The 15,140-nt window shown below is 65.5% G+C and carries 16 protein-coding genes; 10 read left to right on the forward strand and 6 right to left on the reverse strand.

All coding sequences use genetic code 11. The features are described from left to right. Positions 1–118: 118 nt before the first annotated feature. The 3 genes from ACIQ3B_RS12135 to ACIQ3B_RS12145 all read right to left on the reverse strand — a co-directional run bounded on the left by ACIQ3B_RS12135 (position 119) and on the right by ACIQ3B_RS12145 (position 4,157). Complete coding sequence (locus tag ACIQ3B_RS12135; RefSeq protein ID WP_397402897.1) at positions 119–436, reverse strand: hypothetical protein; 318 nt, start codon at positions 434–436, stop codon at positions 119–121. Between the two features lie 68 nt (positions 437–504). Beyond that, positions 505–2,616 (reverse strand): PQQ-dependent dehydrogenase, methanol/ethanol family, encoded by a 2,112-nt coding sequence (locus ACIQ3B_RS12140; protein ID WP_397402899.1) that lies wholly within the window; start codon positions 2,614–2,616, stop codon positions 505–507. Between the two features lie 98 nt (positions 2,617–2,714). Further along, a complete protein-coding gene (locus ACIQ3B_RS12145) occupies positions 2,715–4,157 on the reverse strand; it encodes a PLP-dependent aminotransferase family protein (protein ID WP_397402901.1) in 1,443 nt (480 codons plus the stop codon). A 64-nt stretch (positions 4,158–4,221) separates the two neighbouring features. On the opposite strand from ACIQ3B_RS12145, the gene ACIQ3B_RS12150 reads away from it, so the two are divergent. From ACIQ3B_RS12150 to ACIQ3B_RS12160, 3 genes are all read left to right on the forward strand, one after another. Continuing rightward, positions 4,222–4,836: a YitT family protein gene (locus tag ACIQ3B_RS12150; protein WP_397402903.1), complete on the forward strand. Its 615-nt coding sequence runs from the start codon at positions 4,222–4,224 to the stop codon at positions 4,834–4,836. 104 nt (positions 4,837–4,940) lie between these two features. Next, positions 4,941–6,413, forward strand: a complete 1,473-nt coding sequence (locus tag ACIQ3B_RS12155; protein ID WP_397402905.1) for a sigma-54-dependent transcriptional regulator — start codon at positions 4,941–4,943, stop codon at positions 6,411–6,413. Positions 6,414–6,617: 204 nt separating this feature from the next. Beyond that, positions 6,618–6,917 (forward strand): hypothetical protein, encoded by a 300-nt coding sequence (locus ACIQ3B_RS12160; RefSeq protein ID WP_397402907.1) that lies wholly within the window; start codon positions 6,618–6,620, stop codon positions 6,915–6,917. A gap of 6 nt (positions 6,918–6,923) precedes the next feature. On the opposite strand, the gene ACIQ3B_RS12165 is transcribed toward ACIQ3B_RS12160, so the two are convergent. After that, entirely contained in the window at positions 6,924–7,184 is a 261-nt protein-coding gene (locus tag ACIQ3B_RS12165; RefSeq protein WP_397402909.1) for a type II toxin-antitoxin system HicB family antitoxin, read from the reverse strand. A gap of 108 nt (positions 7,185–7,292) precedes the next feature. Here ACIQ3B_RS12165 and ACIQ3B_RS12170 point away from each other — a divergent pair, with 108 nt between their 5' ends. The 3 genes from ACIQ3B_RS12170 (at position 7,293) to ACIQ3B_RS12180 (ending at position 10,439) form a co-directional block, all read left to right on the forward strand. Next, entirely contained in the window at positions 7,293–7,517 is a 225-nt protein-coding gene (locus ACIQ3B_RS12170) for a hypothetical protein (RefSeq protein ID WP_397402911.1), read from the forward strand. A 97-nt stretch (positions 7,518–7,614) separates the two neighbouring features. After that, the gene (locus ACIQ3B_RS12175; protein ID WP_397402913.1) at positions 7,615–8,631 is read left to right on the forward strand and encodes an aldo/keto reductase; all 1,017 of its coding nucleotides are present in this window, start codon (positions 7,615–7,617) and stop codon (positions 8,629–8,631) included. Between the two features lie 68 nt (positions 8,632–8,699). Next, the gene (locus ACIQ3B_RS12180) at positions 8,700–10,439 is read left to right on the forward strand and encodes an ATP-binding protein (protein ID WP_397402915.1); all 1,740 of its coding nucleotides are present in this window, start codon (positions 8,700–8,702) and stop codon (positions 10,437–10,439) included. Between the two features lie 14 nt (positions 10,440–10,453). Here the strand turns inward: ACIQ3B_RS12180 and ACIQ3B_RS12185 are convergent, their stop codons facing one another. Together ACIQ3B_RS12185 and mtgA are read right to left on the reverse strand one after the other, a co-directional pair. After that, entirely contained in the window at positions 10,454–10,744 is a 291-nt protein-coding gene (locus ACIQ3B_RS12185; RefSeq protein ID WP_397402917.1) for a hypothetical protein, read from the reverse strand. A gap of 174 nt (positions 10,745–10,918) precedes the next feature. Further along, positions 10,919–11,650, reverse strand: coding sequence for a monofunctional biosynthetic peptidoglycan transglycosylase (mtgA, locus tag ACIQ3B_RS12190; RefSeq protein ID WP_397402919.1), 732 nt, complete (start codon positions 11,648–11,650; stop codon positions 10,919–10,921). Between the two features lie 41 nt (positions 11,651–11,691). On the opposite strand from mtgA, the gene ACIQ3B_RS12195 reads away from it, so the two are divergent. From ACIQ3B_RS12195 to ACIQ3B_RS12210, 4 genes are read left to right on the forward strand one after another with little or no spacing between them, the layout of a single operon-like run. Next, on the forward strand, positions 11,692–12,354 hold the full coding sequence (locus tag ACIQ3B_RS12195; RefSeq protein WP_397402921.1) for a nitroreductase: 663 nt from the start codon (positions 11,692–11,694) through the stop codon (positions 12,352–12,354). Further along, complete coding sequence (locus ACIQ3B_RS12200) at positions 12,354–13,004, forward strand: lysoplasmalogenase family protein (RefSeq protein WP_397402923.1); 651 nt, start codon at positions 12,354–12,356, stop codon at positions 13,002–13,004. The genes ACIQ3B_RS12195 and ACIQ3B_RS12200 overlap by 1 nt, the downstream gene beginning before the upstream one ends. Before the next feature lie 47 nt (positions 13,005–13,051). Next, entirely contained in the window at positions 13,052–13,507 is a 456-nt protein-coding gene (locus tag ACIQ3B_RS12205) for a hypothetical protein (RefSeq protein WP_397402925.1), read from the forward strand. A 37-nt stretch (positions 13,508–13,544) separates the two neighbouring features. Continuing rightward, entirely contained in the window at positions 13,545–15,086 is a 1,542-nt protein-coding gene (locus tag ACIQ3B_RS12210; protein ID WP_397402927.1) for a M28 family peptidase, read from the forward strand. Positions 15,087–15,140: the final 54 nt, after the last annotated feature.

Genomic DNA, 15,140 nt, shown 5'->3' on the forward strand with positions numbered 1-15,140 from the left:
GGCTGAATCACCGACCACTCGAAATCCGTCAGATCAAAGCGTGCCATCTCAACCTCCATCCTGCGAAGATTGAATCAGCGACACCCCGATTTGGGAATCCCGTTTATGGGTCTGTGACCTAGCTGATTTTCGCGGAGTCGAGCGGTTCAAACGTCAGGCGATATCCGGAGAGACCTTCAAAGTGCGGTTGGGCGGCATCGGCGATCCTTTTCAGGGCGTCCGGCAACGCCGGCGAGGCGCGACGTTCAGGCGCCGCAAAGCCGGTGGAGCGCTCAACCGCCTCATACCAGGCCCGCGCCCAGACCCCGTCACCGAGTACGAAGCCGCCGTCGAAGACCGACACCCTGATCTGGTCGCGCGGAACCACGTTTCCGTTCACGTAGATCCGCAGGTCCGCATTGCGCGGATCCACGGCGAAATCCTGACTTCCCGCCATGGTTCACCCTAGAGTCTCGCCGCGACCGCCGCCAAGGCCTCCTTTGGCACCGGGCGGCGCCAGCGCCCTCAGGCTGCGGGTTTTGTCGGCGCGGCGGCCTGCGTCTGTATGGCCCGCGCCTGGGTCAGCAGATAGGCACGGATATCCTCAGCCTCCTTGGGCGTCATGTACTTCGCGAAGCTCACCATGCCCTTGGAGCGAAGCGCCCCGTCGATCACCACCGATTTGAAGTCGGCCTCGGTACGCAGCATCTGCGAGACCCTGAGGTCAGCCAGATAGCCGCCAACCGCGCTGCCGCCGTGGCAACCAACGCAATTTTCCTGGAACAGAGCGAAGCCGGCGGTGGCGTCGCCTTTTGACGAGACGCCAGCCAGATCCAGCTTGGGCTTCGGCGGGACCTTGTAGTCCGGCGCCACCGCTTTGCCGCCCAGCTTGAAGACCATCAAACGGCCCGGCGTCCGTACCGGATCTCCATTGAGCGCGCTGGCGAAGGTGGCGCCCGCTCCGCCATAACCTACCATCAGCGCCACATACTGCTCGCCATCCAGTTCATAGGTGGACGCCGGCGCCACCACGCTGTTCTGGGTCCGGTAGTTCCAGAGTTTGGCGCCGGTCGCCGCGTCATAGGCCGTAAAGCCGCCGCCGGCCGACCCCTGGAACACGAGCCCGCCCGCCGTGGAGAGGATCCCGGCGTTCCAGAAATGCGGATGGTTCACCGTCCAGCGGGCCTTCTGGGCCACCGGATCCCAGGCGACCAGCTTGCCTGATGTGGTGGCCTTGATCGCCGCGAACTGCGCCTTGTCGCTGGGCAGGCCCATGATCAGCGTATCAAGCCCAAGGTTCATCGCGCCCTGGCGGTGCTTGTAGACTTTTTCATCGCCGTAGGCGCTGGCGGCGACCTGGGCCGGAATATAGACCAGCCCGGCTTTCGGATTGAACGCCATCGGGTGCCAGTTGTGCGAGCCGAGCGGGCCCGGCTCAATGACGGCAGGCTTGGTCTCGTAGCGCGCGCCCGGCGCCTCGACCGGCCGCCCGGTCGCCATGTCCACCTTGGTCGCCCAGGTGATCGGCGCATAGGGTTCGGCCGAGATCAGCTGGCCGGTGGCCCGGTCGATCACATAGAAAAAGCCGTTCTTGGGGGCCTGCATCAGCACCTTGCGGTCCTGACCGGCGATTTTCAGGTCAGCCAGCATGATGTGCTGGGTGGCGGTGTAGTCCCAGCTCTCGCCGGGCGTGGTCTGATAGTGCCAGACGTATTCACCGGTGTCGGGCTTCAGCGCCAGGATCGACGACAGGAAGAGGTTGTCGCCCTTCCCGCCGGACCGCTTCATGTGGTTCCACGGGTTCCCGTTGCCGATCCCGAAGTACATGATGTCCAGCGCCGGGTCATAGGCCATGGCGTCCCACGCCGTGCCGCCGCCGCCGCTTTCCTTCCACGCCCCGTCCGACCAGGTGGCGTTGGCCTTCTCGGCCATCACCTTGTCCGAGGCCGCGCCATCGGGCGCGCCGGTGGGATTGGGCACGGTATAGAAGCGCCAGACCTGCTTGCCTGTGGCCGCGTCGTAGGCCGTGATGTAGCCGCGCACGCCATACTCGGCGCCGCCATTGCCGATCAGCACCTTGTCCTTCACCACGCGCGGCGCGCCGGTGATGGTGTAGGGCTTGGAGTTATCCGTGGTCTGGACGCTCCAGGCGACCGTGCCATCGCCAGCATTCAGGGCCACAAGGCGCCCGTCCAGGGTGCCCACATAAACCCGGCCTTTCCAGATCGCGACACCGCGATTGACCACGTCGCAGCAGGCGTCAAAGCCCTTGGCGCGGTCGACCTTGGGATCCCAGGTCCAGAGCTGCTTTCCGGTCTTCGCATCGAAGGCGAACACCTTGGACCAGGCGGTGGTAGTGTAGAGCACGCCGTCCACCATGATCGGCGTCGCCTCCTGGCCGCGATCGGTGTCGAAGTCAGCGAACCAGGCCAGCCCCAGATCCTTGACGGTGGTCGCATTGATCTTGTCCAGCGGGCTGTAGCGCTGCTCGGAATAGTCCTTGCCGTAGGAGAGCCATTCGCCGTTGGTGGCTGCGGCCTCAATGCGTTTGCCATCTACGTTGCCGGCGTCCGGCTTCTGGCAGGCCACGACGGTTGCGGCGAGCGCCAGCGCCAGCCCGATACGGATAAGGTTCATGATCGCTCCCGGTGGTCGGCGTCTCCACCCGCGCCGATCCGCTTCCAGTATGGCGCGGCTGACGCCGGCTGCAAGCCTGTCGCGAGGGAACCGTGTGACTAGACAACGGCCCCTATGGAGGCGCGCGTTGGCGTCGCCCCGGCCCGCAGCCCATCGTAGGCCGCCGCCAGCCGCTCCACCGACGTGGTGAGGTCCTCCGGCGCCAGGGTGTAGGGCAGCCGGACAAAGCGCTCGAACGCCCCGTCGACACCGAACCGTGGGCCGGCGGCGATGCGGACGCCGAAGCGTTCGGACGTGGCGGCCAGGGCACTGGACACCGGGCTGGGCAATTCCGCCCACAGAGACAGGCCGCCCTCGGGGCGGCGGACCTTCCACTCCGGCAGTCGCGCCTGCAACTGCGCCAGCAAGTGATCGCGGCGGGTCCGCAGCAACGCGCGGCGAGCTGCGAGCGGCGCCTCTTCATCCGACAGCAGCTGGCAGCCCGCCAGTTGCTCAAGCAGGGGCGATCCGAGATCGATGGAGGCCCGCCGGGGCGCCAGCGCCTGAATGACCGGCGCGTCGGCGCGGATCCAGCCCAGCCGCAGCCCGCCCCAGAAACTCTTGCCCATGGACCCCAGCCTGACGAGGCCTTCCGCAGGCTCCGCGAAGGCGTAGGGATCAACCGGGGCGTCGAGCCAGAGATCCGTCATGGTCTCGTCGAGGATCAGTGTGGTGCCCGCACGCGCCGCCGCGTGGCTGAGCACGGCGCGAGCCTCCGCCGACATCCATTGGCCCGTAGGATTTTGAAAGTCCGAGATCAGGTAGGCGACGCGCGCACCGCTCTGTCGGAAGGCGGCGGCTACGCCCTCCAGGTCCCAACCTTCGCCGGGCAGCCCCACCGGGACCGGTCGGCAGAAGGCGCGCTCGATGGCGTCGATGGCATGCGGATAGGTCGGGTGATCAATCACCACCCGGTCGCCCGGCCCGGCCAGCAGCCGCAACATCAGCGCCAGACCATGCTGGGCGCCGTTGGTGATCATGATCTGATCGACGCGCGTCGGCAGACCGCGCCGGGTGTAGCGCTCGGCCACGGCTTGGCGGAACTCCTGAAGACCGAGGGTCGCGTAGCCGTGCTGAGGCAGAAAGGCCGGTAGCAGGCTGAGCGCCGCCGCGTAAGCCTGGTGGATAAGTTCGCTGGCCGGCGGCGCGGCCGAGGTCATATCCAGCACGCCTTCGGCCGAGGCGCTGCTGACCAGGATCGTCGCTCCGCGTTCCCCCGGGCCCGTGGGCAGCCGGGTCCGGGCGCCGGCGCCCTGCCGGCGGTCCAGAAAGCCCTCGTCGCGAAGCTGGGCGAAGGCGGCGGTGACGGTGGTGCGGCTGATCTCCAGGATATGGGCCAGTTCCCGCTCTCCCGGCAGCACCACATCCAGCGGCAGGCGCCCGTCAAGGATCAAGAGGCGCAGGCCGTCGGCCAACTGCCGATAGGCCGGACCCGCGCGCTGGCCCCGCCAGGGGCCAAGCAGCCGGATCAGGGAGGCGGGTCCAAGTCGTCGCGGGCTCATGGGGCCAAGGTCGCAGAACTGGCTCTGTTTTCAAGGTCCAGCTAGCGGCATCTGGATCTGCATGATGATGCGCCGCCTCCTCCAGCTCTCCATTGGCCTGACACTCTATGGCGCGTCCATGGCCCTGATGCTGCGCGCAGCCCTGGGGCTCGGCCCGTGGGACGTGTTCCATCAGGGGGTGTCCGGACAGGTTGGACTATCCATCGGCATGATCGTGAACCTGACCGGACTGGTGGTCCTGCTGCTGTGGATTCCGCTGCGCCAACGGCCAGGGATCGGTACGGTAGCGAATGTTGTGATGATCGGGTCTGCCATGGACCTGACCCTGAGGGTTCTGCCCCCCGTCGAGGGGCTGGCGTTTCAGGTGGCCGCGCTCATCGCCAGTATTGTCGCCAATGGCTTCGCCGGCGCCCTTTACATAGGCGCGGGCCTGGGCCCCGGGCCGCGCGATGGGCTGATGACCGGCCTTGCGCGACGGACCGGCTGGTCACTGCGCCTCGTACGGACCGGAATCGAGGTGACCGTACTGGCTCTGGGCTGGGCGCTGGGCGGAACGGTCGGCGTCGGAACACTGCTCTATGCTTTCTGCATCGGCCCGCTGGTGCAATTCTTCCTGCCGATGGTTTCTATTCCCGAAGCCAAGAGTAACACTCAGGAAACCATGCCGCTTAAGACCTGACTCAACTCTAGGAAACTTCGCCTTTACCACCGCCCTGTATCAATCAGGGACAAGAACAAGGCCTCGCCAAAAGAGCGAGCGTCCAGTCCGGTGGGTGTTTTCATATGACCAAAACGGTCCTGGTCGTCGACGACGACCCTACGCAACGCCGCCTGATCCAGGCGGTCCTCGAGCGCGACGGTTTCGCGGTCGCCCACGCCCAGAGCGGCGACGAGGCGATCCAGCACCTGACCTCAGGCGCCAGTGTCGACGTGATCCTGCTGGACCTGGTGATGCCCGGTATTTCCGGTCAGGATACCCTGATCGAGATGCGCGCCCGCAGCTTCGCTCAACCTGTGATCGTGCTGACCTCGACCGGCGGCATTGATACCGTGGTCAAGGCCATGCAGGCTGGCGCCTGTGACTTCTTCGTCAAACCGGCCAGCCCGGAACGCATCACCATTTCGATCCGGAATGCCCTTTCGATGGGCGCCCTGAAGGTTGAGGTGGACCGGCTCAAGAAACACGCTACCGGCCGCACCAGCTTCAACGACCTGATCGGATCGTCCCCGCCCATGACCCTGGTCAAACGGCTCGGCGAACGCGCGGCCAAGTCTTCGATCCCGATCCTGATCACCGGCGAGAGCGGGGTCGGCAAGGAAGTGATTGCCCGCGCCGTACACGGCTCATCGGAACGTGCGGGCAAGCCCTTCGTGGCGGTGAACTGCGGCGCCATCCCGGCCAATCTGGTGGAAAGCATCCTGTTCGGCCACGAGAAGGGCAGCTTCACCGGCGCCACCGACAAGCACCTGGGCAAGTTCCAGGAGGCCAACGGCGGCACCCTGTTCCTCGATGAAGTGGGCGAACTGCCGCTGGACATTCAGGTCAAGCTGCTGCGCGCCCTGCAGGAGAGCGAGATCGACGCGATCGGCTCCAAGCGTTCCATCAAGGTGGATGTGCGCATCGTTTCGGCCACCAACCGCGATCTGAGCCTGGCGGTGAAGGAAGGCCGGTTCCGTGAGGACCTGTTCTATCGCCTGAACGTCTTCCCCATCGAGGCCCCCAGCCTGCGCGAGCGCCGCGAGGACGTGCCGGCCCTGGTCGACTGCTTCATCCGTCGGTTCAATGTTGAGGAGGGAAAGTCAGTGGTCGGCGCCGGCGCCGAGACCCTGGCCTGCCTGATGGCGCACGAGTGGCCGGGCAACGTCCGACAACTGGAGAACGCCGTCTATCGCGCCATCGTTCTGGCCGACGCGCCCTACCTGCAGCCCTATGACTTCCCGGCGATCTCGGGCGTCGCCGCGCCGCCGCCGGAGGCGCAGGCCGCGACCCCGATCGCGCCGGCGCCCGACACCGGCGCGCCGCCTCAGGACGCACCCGTGCGCATCCTCGACGCGCGCGGCCATCTGCGCACCCTGGAAGAGATCGAGCGCGACCTGATCCAACTGGCGATCGAGATCTACGCCGGCCACATGAGCGAAGTGGCCCGCCGCCTGGGCATCGGCAGATCCACCCTCTATCGCAAGGTGCGCGAACAGGGTCTGGATGGCCTGGTCAAGGGCGAGGGTGAGGTTGAGGCGGAGACGGTTGCGGCTTGAGGCACAGACCTTCTACGCAACAACTAACCTAACGTAACTCCCGGATGCGCCGGTTCGTTGACCAGCGCGAAAAATCTATTCGTGATGGTTGCGTTACTGGAGGGCATGAACCTGGACGCGAAAGAACGGAAGCGGGTTGACCGGGAGGTCCGGCGATTGAGCGCCTAGTTCGGTGGGGAACCGGGCCGGCAAGGCGTCGCTGGATTGGCGATCGCCGGTATGATCGTCCTGGCGGTCGGAGGCGCGGGCATGTTCCTGTTCATGCCAATGGGTCCCGGTGAACGGGCCGTTGGTCGGGTGGACGGGATCAGCCTCGTCGAGTCGGACGTCGGTACCCGGTTGAAGGCGCGCGTCACCGTGGGAACGACCCGCGGTCTGGTCTCCATCCCGGCAGGCGCCATGTGCGCTGCTGGCGACCGCATCGACCTTGTCAAACGCAAGACCCGGCTGAATGTAAGGTACACCCTGGGAATCGGCGGCTGCACGCGGCCGGGTCGGCAATGACTGAAACTACCGCTTCTGACGTCTCGGCGCCTTTGCAGCGTCCAGTCGTGGCCGAACCCAACCTGTCCTCGGAACGTCGCGACCTAACTCGCGGGCAGCGGCCTGCCATTCAACGATCGCATTCTGGACATCGGCCAGGGCCTCCTCGCGACTTTCGCCGTCACCCATGCAGCCCGGCAGCGCTGGAACCGTCGCCAGCCACCCGCCCCCATCCGCCACATCGAGCGGCTCGACCATGATGGCGTATTCGTTCTGACTGGCGATCATTTTGCACGTCCATCGTCACCAAAAGCTCGTGACCATACGGTAGTTTGGTCTGGCGCGAACCGTCCGGACTCACCATGTCCGAAGGGATTGAGCAGGACACCCGCCGCCTTGCAGCCGCTTCTCATCGGCCTTGTCATCGTCGCGATCCTGACCCCTTTCGGCGTTTGGGCGGTCAGGCTGGCCAAGCGGCAGCGTGGCGGCGCGGTGCTGATTACCGGCCTGCTGCTGATTTTCGGTATGAACGTCCAGATTATCCCGCCACCTCCGCCGGTGGCCGAACAGATGGTTCGCGCCGCCAAGGCCGATGACGACGATCAGCCCGAAGCAGAATGACTGCGCTGCCTGCTCTGGCATTCCGCCGCTGATCGGCTAAACCCCATTCGCGCCGCTTGAGACGGCCCAGTCGACAACCACCCGGGGATCAAAACACATGCAGTACAAGCGTCTCGGCCGTAGCCCGATGGTGGTGTCGAAGATCTGCATGGGCACTATGACCTTCGGCTCGTCGGCCGACGAGAAGACTGCGTTCCGCATCCTCGACCGGTCGCTGGAGGCCGGGATCAACTTCTATGACACCGCCGAAAACTATCCGGTGCCGCCGAAAGAAGAGTGGGCCGGCACGACGGAGGAAATCGTCGGCCGCTGGATGAAGACGAAGCGCCGCGACGAGCTGCTGATCGCCACCAAGGTGTCCGGCCCCAGCCACGGTTGGATCAAGTCGTCGCAGCGCGCGGGCATGACCGCACTGGACCGCCACAATATCGTGCGCGCCGTCGAGGCGAGCCTGACCCGGCTGCAGACCGACTACATCGACCTCTACCAGACCCACTGGCCGGACCACGGCACGGGCTATGAAGAGGCCATGCGGGCGCTGGACGACCTGGTGATGGCCGGCAAGGTGCGCGTGCTGGGCTGCAGCAACGAAACCGCCTGGGGCCTGATGAAGAGCCTGGCCGTGTCCGAGCGCGAGGGCCTGGCCCGCTACGAGACCATCCAGAACAACTTCAGCCTCAATAACCGTAGGTTCGAGGACGCCCTGTCACAGGTCTGCCTGCAGGAGGGCGTCAGCCTGATCCCCTACTCGCCGCTGGCCGGAGGCGTGCTGTCGGGCAAGTACCAGGACGGGGCGCGGCCGGATGGGGCGCGGTTCTCCAACTATCTGAAAATCGGCGGTCGCCAGGCCGCCATGGCGCAGCGCTTCGTCAACGACAAGAGCCTGGCCTCGACCGCCCGCTTCGCCGCCATCGCCGCCGAGGCGGGGATCTCGCCGGTCACCCTGGCCACGGCGTGGAGCATGCAGCACGACTTCGTCGCCTCCACCATCGTCGGCGCCACCCGCGAGGATCAGCTGGACGACATCTTCGCCGCCGCCGACCTGACGCTCAGCCCCGAAGTGATGAAGCAGATCGACGGTGTAACGCGGGAAATACTCTATCCCATGGGGTAAGCGAAATTCGGAAGTCACCGTTGCTTAAGGTGTAACCCGTATCAAGACTCGAAACCCAGAGTTGAGATATGAGCGCCGAAGGTAGATCGACGGGACTGAACGCCGCGCTCTCCATGCGGGCCAAATCCGGTGTGATCCGGGTCGGGATCATGGCGGCGGTGGCCCTTATGCTCTGGACGTTTGGCGACTGGTCCATCGCGCCGTTGTGGTGGTCAACCTATGCGGTCCTACAGTGGACTGCGGCGCGGTTGTACCGCGAAGACACCGACACCCAGCCACGCATCGCCTATGCCACAACGACCCTCAGCTATGCGGTCGCAGGCTTTCCGGCCTGGCACATGTGGGTCAACCTCGATGAGCTGGGCATCGCCGCGTCGACAATGTTCCTGTGCGGGATGTTGGTACAGTTGGTGGTGTCATCCCTGGGCGCCGGGCGGCTCTTCTGGTCCAGCGCTTCGCCCCTCATCGGCTACCTTATTCTCGTGCCGCTCGTCGCGCGCTGGGATGTAAACCGGACTGAAGGCCTGGTGGTCGCCGCCAGCGCCTGCCTGCTGGTGATTTACATGACTGTGCTCTGGATCGGTCAGCAACGTGCGCTCGCCGAAATCCGTGACAGCCGGTTGCGCGCCGAAGCGGCCAGCCAGGCCAAGACCGACTTCCTGGCGATCATGAGCCATGAGTTGCGCACACCGATGAACGCCGTGCTGGGGGCGACCGACCTTCTGGTCCGAACCGACCTGAACGAAGAACAGAAGGGCCATGTCGCCATCCTCGCCGACGGTGGATCCATTCTGATGCAGGTGCTGAACGACGTGCTGGATCTGGCCAAGATCGAGGCCGGCAAGCTCAGTATCGACCCCTCGCGGACCGACATTCACGACTTCGTCCGGCGCTCTGGCGCATTCTGGTCACCCCGGGCCGACGACAAGGGCCTCAAGTTCACCGTCTCGGTCTCACCCGAAGTGCCGCAGTTTGTGATCGCCGACGCCACCCGCCTGGGTCAGATCGCCTTCAACCTGATTTCCAACGCCGTGAAATTCACCGAGGCCGGAGAAGTCCGGATGCTGCTGCAGACGGAGGCAAGGGGCGAAGGGGCCACCGACCTGATCCTCAGCGTGACGGACACCGGCATTGGCTTGAGCCAGGACGCTGTTTCGCGCCTGTTCACGGCGTTCCAGCAAGCTGACGGCTCGATCAGCCGCCGCTTCGGAGGGACAGGGCTGGGGTTGTCGATCAGCCAGAAGTTGGCCGAGATGATGGGCGGCGCCATCAACGTGACCTCTACGCCCGGTCAGGGCTCCAGCTTCACCTTGCGGGTTCCCGCAGAGGTGGCGCCCCTCGCCGAGGTTGGCGAAACTTCGTCTGCCGATGCCGTGGCAGAGCCCCTCCCGGCGATCCAGATACTGGTGGCTGAGGACAATCTCTCCAACCAGCGTATCATTGACTACTTCCTGCGTCCGCTCGGCGCCGCCGTGACCATCGTCGGCGATGGTCAACAGGCGCTCGACGCCCTGGCGGTCACCGCGTTCGACCTGGTCCTGATGGACATGCAGATGCCGGTCATGGACGGACTGGAGGCGACGCGCCGCCTGCGCGCCTCCGGTGGCCCGAACGCCGGGATTCCCATCCTGGCGCTGACCGCCAATGTGATGGACAGCCAGAAGCAGGCCTGTTTCGACGCAGGAATGGACGGCCACATCGGCAAGCCGATCGACGCTCGACTCCTGATCAGCGGGGTGATCAGCGCCATTGATTCAGGGCGACCGACCGCCATCGCCGATCAACCCACGGCCAGAGCGGCGAGTTGATCCCCCGGGCGAGCCTACTTCTGTTTGACGGCGGCCTCCGCTGCCGCGTCGGCTTTCCGCGCTGCAGCGCCAGCGGCCTGCGCCGTTGCGTCAGCGGCGCTGTCGATTGCCGCAGTCGTCTTGGCCGCTGCGGCTTCTGTGTTGGCGACGGCATCACTGCCCGCTGACTGGACAGCGTCACCCACTTGATCTGCAGCCGCCGCAGCGGTTCCCGTCGCCTCTGCGGCCTTGTCTTCGGTCTTCTGCGAGCAGGCGGCGAGCAGCGCGGCGCAAACGCTGATGGCAGCCACAAGTTTCATGTTCATTCGTATTGTCTCCCCAGACCAAGGCCCAGCGCCGCGCCAACGGGCGCGGTGCATGGGTGGCAACGCACCAGGGCCCAGATCGGTTCGACGCAGTGTGACAAAAGTCTGCGGTCTATTGGATTGCGGGCTCGGCCGAGATTTCCTCAAGGGTTTTGCCCGCGGACCTGGTGGCCCCTAAAGCACGCAGGCCGTCAGGCCTTCGCGTCGCACGGCCCTGGCATTGCGGGTAATCCTGCCCGAACGCTTCTGGACATAGGGGCCGGGTTTCGCCGCCTTCCACTTAAGGGGGCTGGGCAGGATGGCGGCCAGCCTCGCCGACTGGGCGACGGTCAGCGACCTGGCTGGGACCTTGAAATTCTTGCGCGCCGCAGCCTCGGCGCCATAGACGCCAGGCCCCCACTCGATTGAGTTCAGATAGACCTCCATGATCCGCCGCTTGCCCCAGCCGACCTCGATCAGCGCCGTGAACCAGGTCTCCAGACCCTTGCGTACCCAGTCCCGGCCCGGCCACAGGAACACGTTCTTGGCGGTCTGCTGACTGATGGTGGAGCCGCCACGCAGCTTCTTGCCCGCCTCGTTGGCGACCATGGCTTTCTGGATGGCCTCCACGTCAAATCCATAGTGCTCGCAGAAGCGGGCGTCCTCGGCAGCGATGACGGCGCGCACAAGATTGGGCGAGATCTCCTCCAGCGGAACCCATTTGCGCTCAAAGCCACGACCTTCGATGGTCCGCTGCACCATCAGGAACGTCACCGGCGGCGGCAGAAAGCGATAGATCGCCACCATCACCACCGGCCCTATGAAAAAGACGATGAGGCCCGCGATGAACACCGCGCGCACAAAACCCCAGAAACCGCCCTTGCCCCGCTTTACCACGTGTCGCTTGCCTTGACCCTGCGAACTCATGCTACGCGCGATTCTCAACGATCTGGTCAATGGGAACCGCCATGAACGTCTCCGAAGCCGTCGAGCGCCGCATCTCGGTCCGCGCCTACAAACCTGATCCGGTGCCCGGCGCCCTGGTGGCCGAGATCCTGGAGCAGGCGGCCCGCGCGCCATCGGGCGGCAACCTTCAGCCCTGGCGGGTTTATGGTCTGACAGGCGCGCCGCTGGCCGAATTCAAGGCCATCGTCAGGACCATGCCGTTCGGAGAAACACCTGAGTACGAGGTGTACCCCCAGAATCTATGGGATCCCTTCCGAACCCGTCGGTTCCAGAACGGCGAAGACCTCTACGCCAGCCTGGGCATCCCGCGCGAGGACAAGCCCGCCAGATTGCAGCAACTCGCCAAGAACACCGATTTCTTTGGCGCACCGGTCGGGCTGTTCTTCTGCCTCGACCGCAAGCTGGGCCCACCGCAATGGTCGGACCTGGGTATGTACATGCAGACCGTGATGCTGCTGGCGGTGGAGCGCGGCCTCGACACCTGCGCGCAGGAGTTCTGGGCCCGCTATCCGCAGACGGTGGCGAAGTTTGTAGGTTTGCCCGACGATCACATGCTGTTCTCCGGCATGGCGCTGGGCTATCGCGACCCCGATCACCCCATCAATGGCTGGCGTTCAGCGCGCGATCCGGCCGAGGTCTGGTGCGACCTGAAAGGTTTCGACTAATGCGCGCTGGCCGGCTGTTGCTGATCGCCGCGATAGTCGCCGGGGTCAGCTATGTGGGATCCTGGTTCCTGGATCTGCCGCCGGCCGGGTCGGTGATCTGGAAGGGCGCGGGTGTGGCGTTGCTGGCCGCGTTCGCCGCCACACAGGCGCGAAGGCTGGATGGCGTGCTGTTGGCGGTGGTCTTGATGTTCGGGGCGCTGGGCGACGTGCTGCTCGAAACCCATGGCCTCGTTGTGGGCGCACTGGCCTTTCTGGCGGGCCACCTGATCGCCATCGTCCTCTATGTCCGCAACCTCGATCCTGGCCTGAGCGCCCGACATCTGGCGCTGGGTCTGACGATCATCCCGGTTGTCACCGTGATCGCCTTTCTCCTGCCACCCGACCGGGCCGGGGCTGGTTTGATCGCGCTCTATGCCATGGGTCTGGCCGCGATGGCGGCGGCGGCCTGGATGAGCCGGTTCCCGCGGCTTCTGGTGGCGGCAGGCGCGTTGATGTTTGTGGTGTCAGACCTGTTGATCTTTGCGCGAACCGGTCGCCCGGCGCTGGATGTCTTCCCGATGGCGCTGGCTGTGTGGGGTCTCTACTTTACGGGGCAGACCCTGATCGCCGTCGGCGCAACACGCACGCTGGTCGCGTTGAGGAACGGCTAACCCTAAGATTTCACCGCATTTTCAGCATGTGGCGTCAGGATGCCGCCATGTCGCTGACGCCGCACAGACTGCTGACCGCCCTGCGCTTCGCAGGCTTGCTGGGCGGTCTGGCGGCGCTCATCGCCCTGACGGGTCCCTTCACCTACAGCCAGCTCGGATTGCCCTTCCCCGACACGGTGGCCCACGCCCTGCTGTTCTATGGGCTGGGCGCATTGATGCTGGGGGCGCTGCCCCGGTCGCGCACACCGGATCTCGCCGCGGTCCTCGTCGCGCTCGGGATCGCCAGCGAGGTTGCGCAGGCGCTGGTCGGGCGCGAAATGTCGCTGCATGATTTTGCCGGGAACCTGGCAGGCGCTGCACTGGTGTTCCTGCCGGTCTATGCAGGACGGTTCCGTGAGCTGGTGCGGACCCATCCCCACATCACCTTTGCCGAGCTGAGCCGGATGGACCGCCGGCAAGGCGATGTCCCCGGGGAACCGCGCCAGCGCCTGACCGCTCCATAACCCTTGCGGATCAGCCCGTGCTCTGGGAGCGTGACGCATGATGTTCCGCTCTCTTCTCGTCGCCGGCTTGATCGCGACCCTGTCGACCCCGACCTCGGCCGAGCCTCGCACCGCGTCCATCCGGGACCCCGACACCCGGGCCTGGCGGCAGATCACCGAACAGCTGTCGTCCGACGCCATGGAGGGCCGGGATATCGGCTCTACTGGCCATGATCGTGCTGGCCGTCTGGTCGCCGACAAATTCAGGGCCGCCGGTTGGAATCCCGCCGGGGACAATGGAACCTTCTTCCAGGCCTTCCCGGTGCATGAGAGCCGGGTCGATTCCGCAGTGGTCGCCCTGGTCCAGGAAGGGACCGCAGACCGCCACCTGGCCTTTCTGAAGGCGTTCAGCGTTCGCGCGGCTGATGATCTTCCGCCGCGCCTCGAAGCGCCCCTTCGGTTCGCGGGCTATTGCCGCCCGGAAGACCTGACGGGCTCCGGCGGCAAGGTGGTGGCCTGCATCAATACGCGGCGGGCGGGATTGACCACGGGCGCCGAACGGGTTCGCAACGCCCAGGCGGCGGGCGCGCTCGGACTGATCCAGGTGGACGATCCAGGTTTCACGATAGAGCCGTTTCGCTGGCCGGCAGCCTATGCGCGGTCGATCACACTGGCCGATGCGCCGCCGACCAGGACCGGCGGGTTTGTCGTGATGACCATGAGCGTTCCAGCGTTCGCACGACTGGCCGAGGGCTCGGGCCATGACGGCGCGGCGGTCATGGCGGCCGGCGGGGCGAAACAGCCGTTGCCGGTGTTCGACCTGCCGGGAACATTCTCCGCACGGTTCGAGAGCAGTCAGCGCGACTACACCGCTACCAATGTGCTGGCCGTGCTGCCGGGATCAGATCCGAAGCTGGCTGCGGAACACCTCGTGCTCTCTGCCCATCTTGACGGCTATGGCTTCGGCGAGCCGGTGGCCGGCGACAGCCTCTACAACGGCGCCCTGGACGACGCGGCCTATGTCGCTACCCTGATCCGCTTCGCCGAGAACCATCGCGGCAAGCCCCTCAAGCGCAGCATCCTGCTGGCGGCCTTCACCGGAGAGGAGAAGGGCCTGCTGGGCGCCTACTGGTTCACGAAGAACCCGACAGTTTCGAAAGCCTCGCTGGTCGCCAACATCAATCTGGACCAGTTACGACCGCTGTTTCCCTTGAAGCTGATGACGGTGCTGGCCATCAACGACACCAGTCTGGGCGAGACCGTCCGCACGGTGGCCGGATCGATGGGCATTCGCACCCAGGCCGATCCCGAGCCCGAGCGCAGCCTGCTGACGCGGGCCGACCACTATCCATTTCTGCAGATCGGCGTCCCGGCCACCGGCTTCATCTTTGGCTATGAGCCGGGGACAGAGGCCGAAGCCCGGTATCGCGAGTGGTATGAGGTCCGCTATCACCGCCCCCAGGATGACATCAACCAGCCCATGGACTTCGAGGCGGCAGGTGCGTTCCACCGCTTCCTCTACAAGCTTGCCCAGACCGTGGCGAATGCGCCGGCAAAGCCCACCTGGAATCCGGAAAGCCGTTTCGCGCCGAAGCCCTGAAGCCCTTTGCACGCCGCCCGGGCCGTGACAGGCTGGCGCCAATCAAAACACGGC

The organism is Phenylobacterium sp. (assembly GCF_044358365.1).
In the GTDB taxonomy this organism is placed as follows: domain Bacteria; phylum Pseudomonadota; class Alphaproteobacteria; order Caulobacterales; family Caulobacteraceae; genus Phenylobacterium.

What these genes read in the sequence shown, in the direction of transcription:
- ACIQ3B_RS12135 (WP_397402897.1), bottom strand. Translation starts at nt 436, where the DNA reads ATGGCGGGAAGTCAGGATTTCGCCGTGGATCCGCGCAATGCGGACCTG.
- ACIQ3B_RS12140 (WP_397402899.1), bottom strand. Translation starts at nt 2,616, where the DNA reads ATGAACCTTATCCGTATCGGGCTGGCGCTGGCGCTCGCCGCAACCGTC.
- ACIQ3B_RS12145 (WP_397402901.1), bottom strand. Translation starts at nt 4,157, where the DNA reads ATGAGCCCGCGACGACTTGGACCCGCCTCCCTGATCCGGCTGCTTGGC.
- ACIQ3B_RS12150 (WP_397402903.1), top strand. Translation starts at nt 4,222, where the DNA reads ATGATGCGCCGCCTCCTCCAGCTCTCCATTGGCCTGACACTCTATGGC.
- ACIQ3B_RS12155 (WP_397402905.1), top strand. Translation starts at nt 4,941, where the DNA reads ATGACCAAAACGGTCCTGGTCGTCGACGACGACCCTACGCAACGCCGC.
- ACIQ3B_RS12165 (WP_397402909.1), bottom strand. Translation starts at nt 7,184, where the DNA reads ATGATCGCCAGTCAGAACGAATACGCCATCATGGTCGAGCCGCTCGAT.
- ACIQ3B_RS12175 (WP_397402913.1), top strand. Translation starts at nt 7,615, where the DNA reads ATGCAGTACAAGCGTCTCGGCCGTAGCCCGATGGTGGTGTCGAAGATC.
- ACIQ3B_RS12180 (WP_397402915.1), top strand. Translation starts at nt 8,700, where the DNA reads ATGAGCGCCGAAGGTAGATCGACGGGACTGAACGCCGCGCTCTCCATG.
- ACIQ3B_RS12185 (WP_397402917.1), bottom strand. Translation starts at nt 10,744, where the DNA reads ATGAACATGAAACTTGTGGCTGCCATCAGCGTTTGCGCCGCGCTGCTC.
- mtgA (WP_397402919.1), bottom strand. Translation starts at nt 11,650, where the DNA reads ATGAGTTCGCAGGGTCAAGGCAAGCGACACGTGGTAAAGCGGGGCAAG.
- ACIQ3B_RS12195 (WP_397402921.1), top strand. Translation starts at nt 11,692, where the DNA reads ATGAACGTCTCCGAAGCCGTCGAGCGCCGCATCTCGGTCCGCGCCTAC.
- ACIQ3B_RS12200 (WP_397402923.1), top strand. Translation starts at nt 12,354, where the DNA reads ATGCGCGCTGGCCGGCTGTTGCTGATCGCCGCGATAGTCGCCGGGGTC.
- ACIQ3B_RS12205 (WP_397402925.1), top strand. Translation starts at nt 13,052, where the DNA reads ATGTCGCTGACGCCGCACAGACTGCTGACCGCCCTGCGCTTCGCAGGC.
- ACIQ3B_RS12210 (WP_397402927.1), top strand. Translation starts at nt 13,545, where the DNA reads ATGATGTTCCGCTCTCTTCTCGTCGCCGGCTTGATCGCGACCCTGTCG.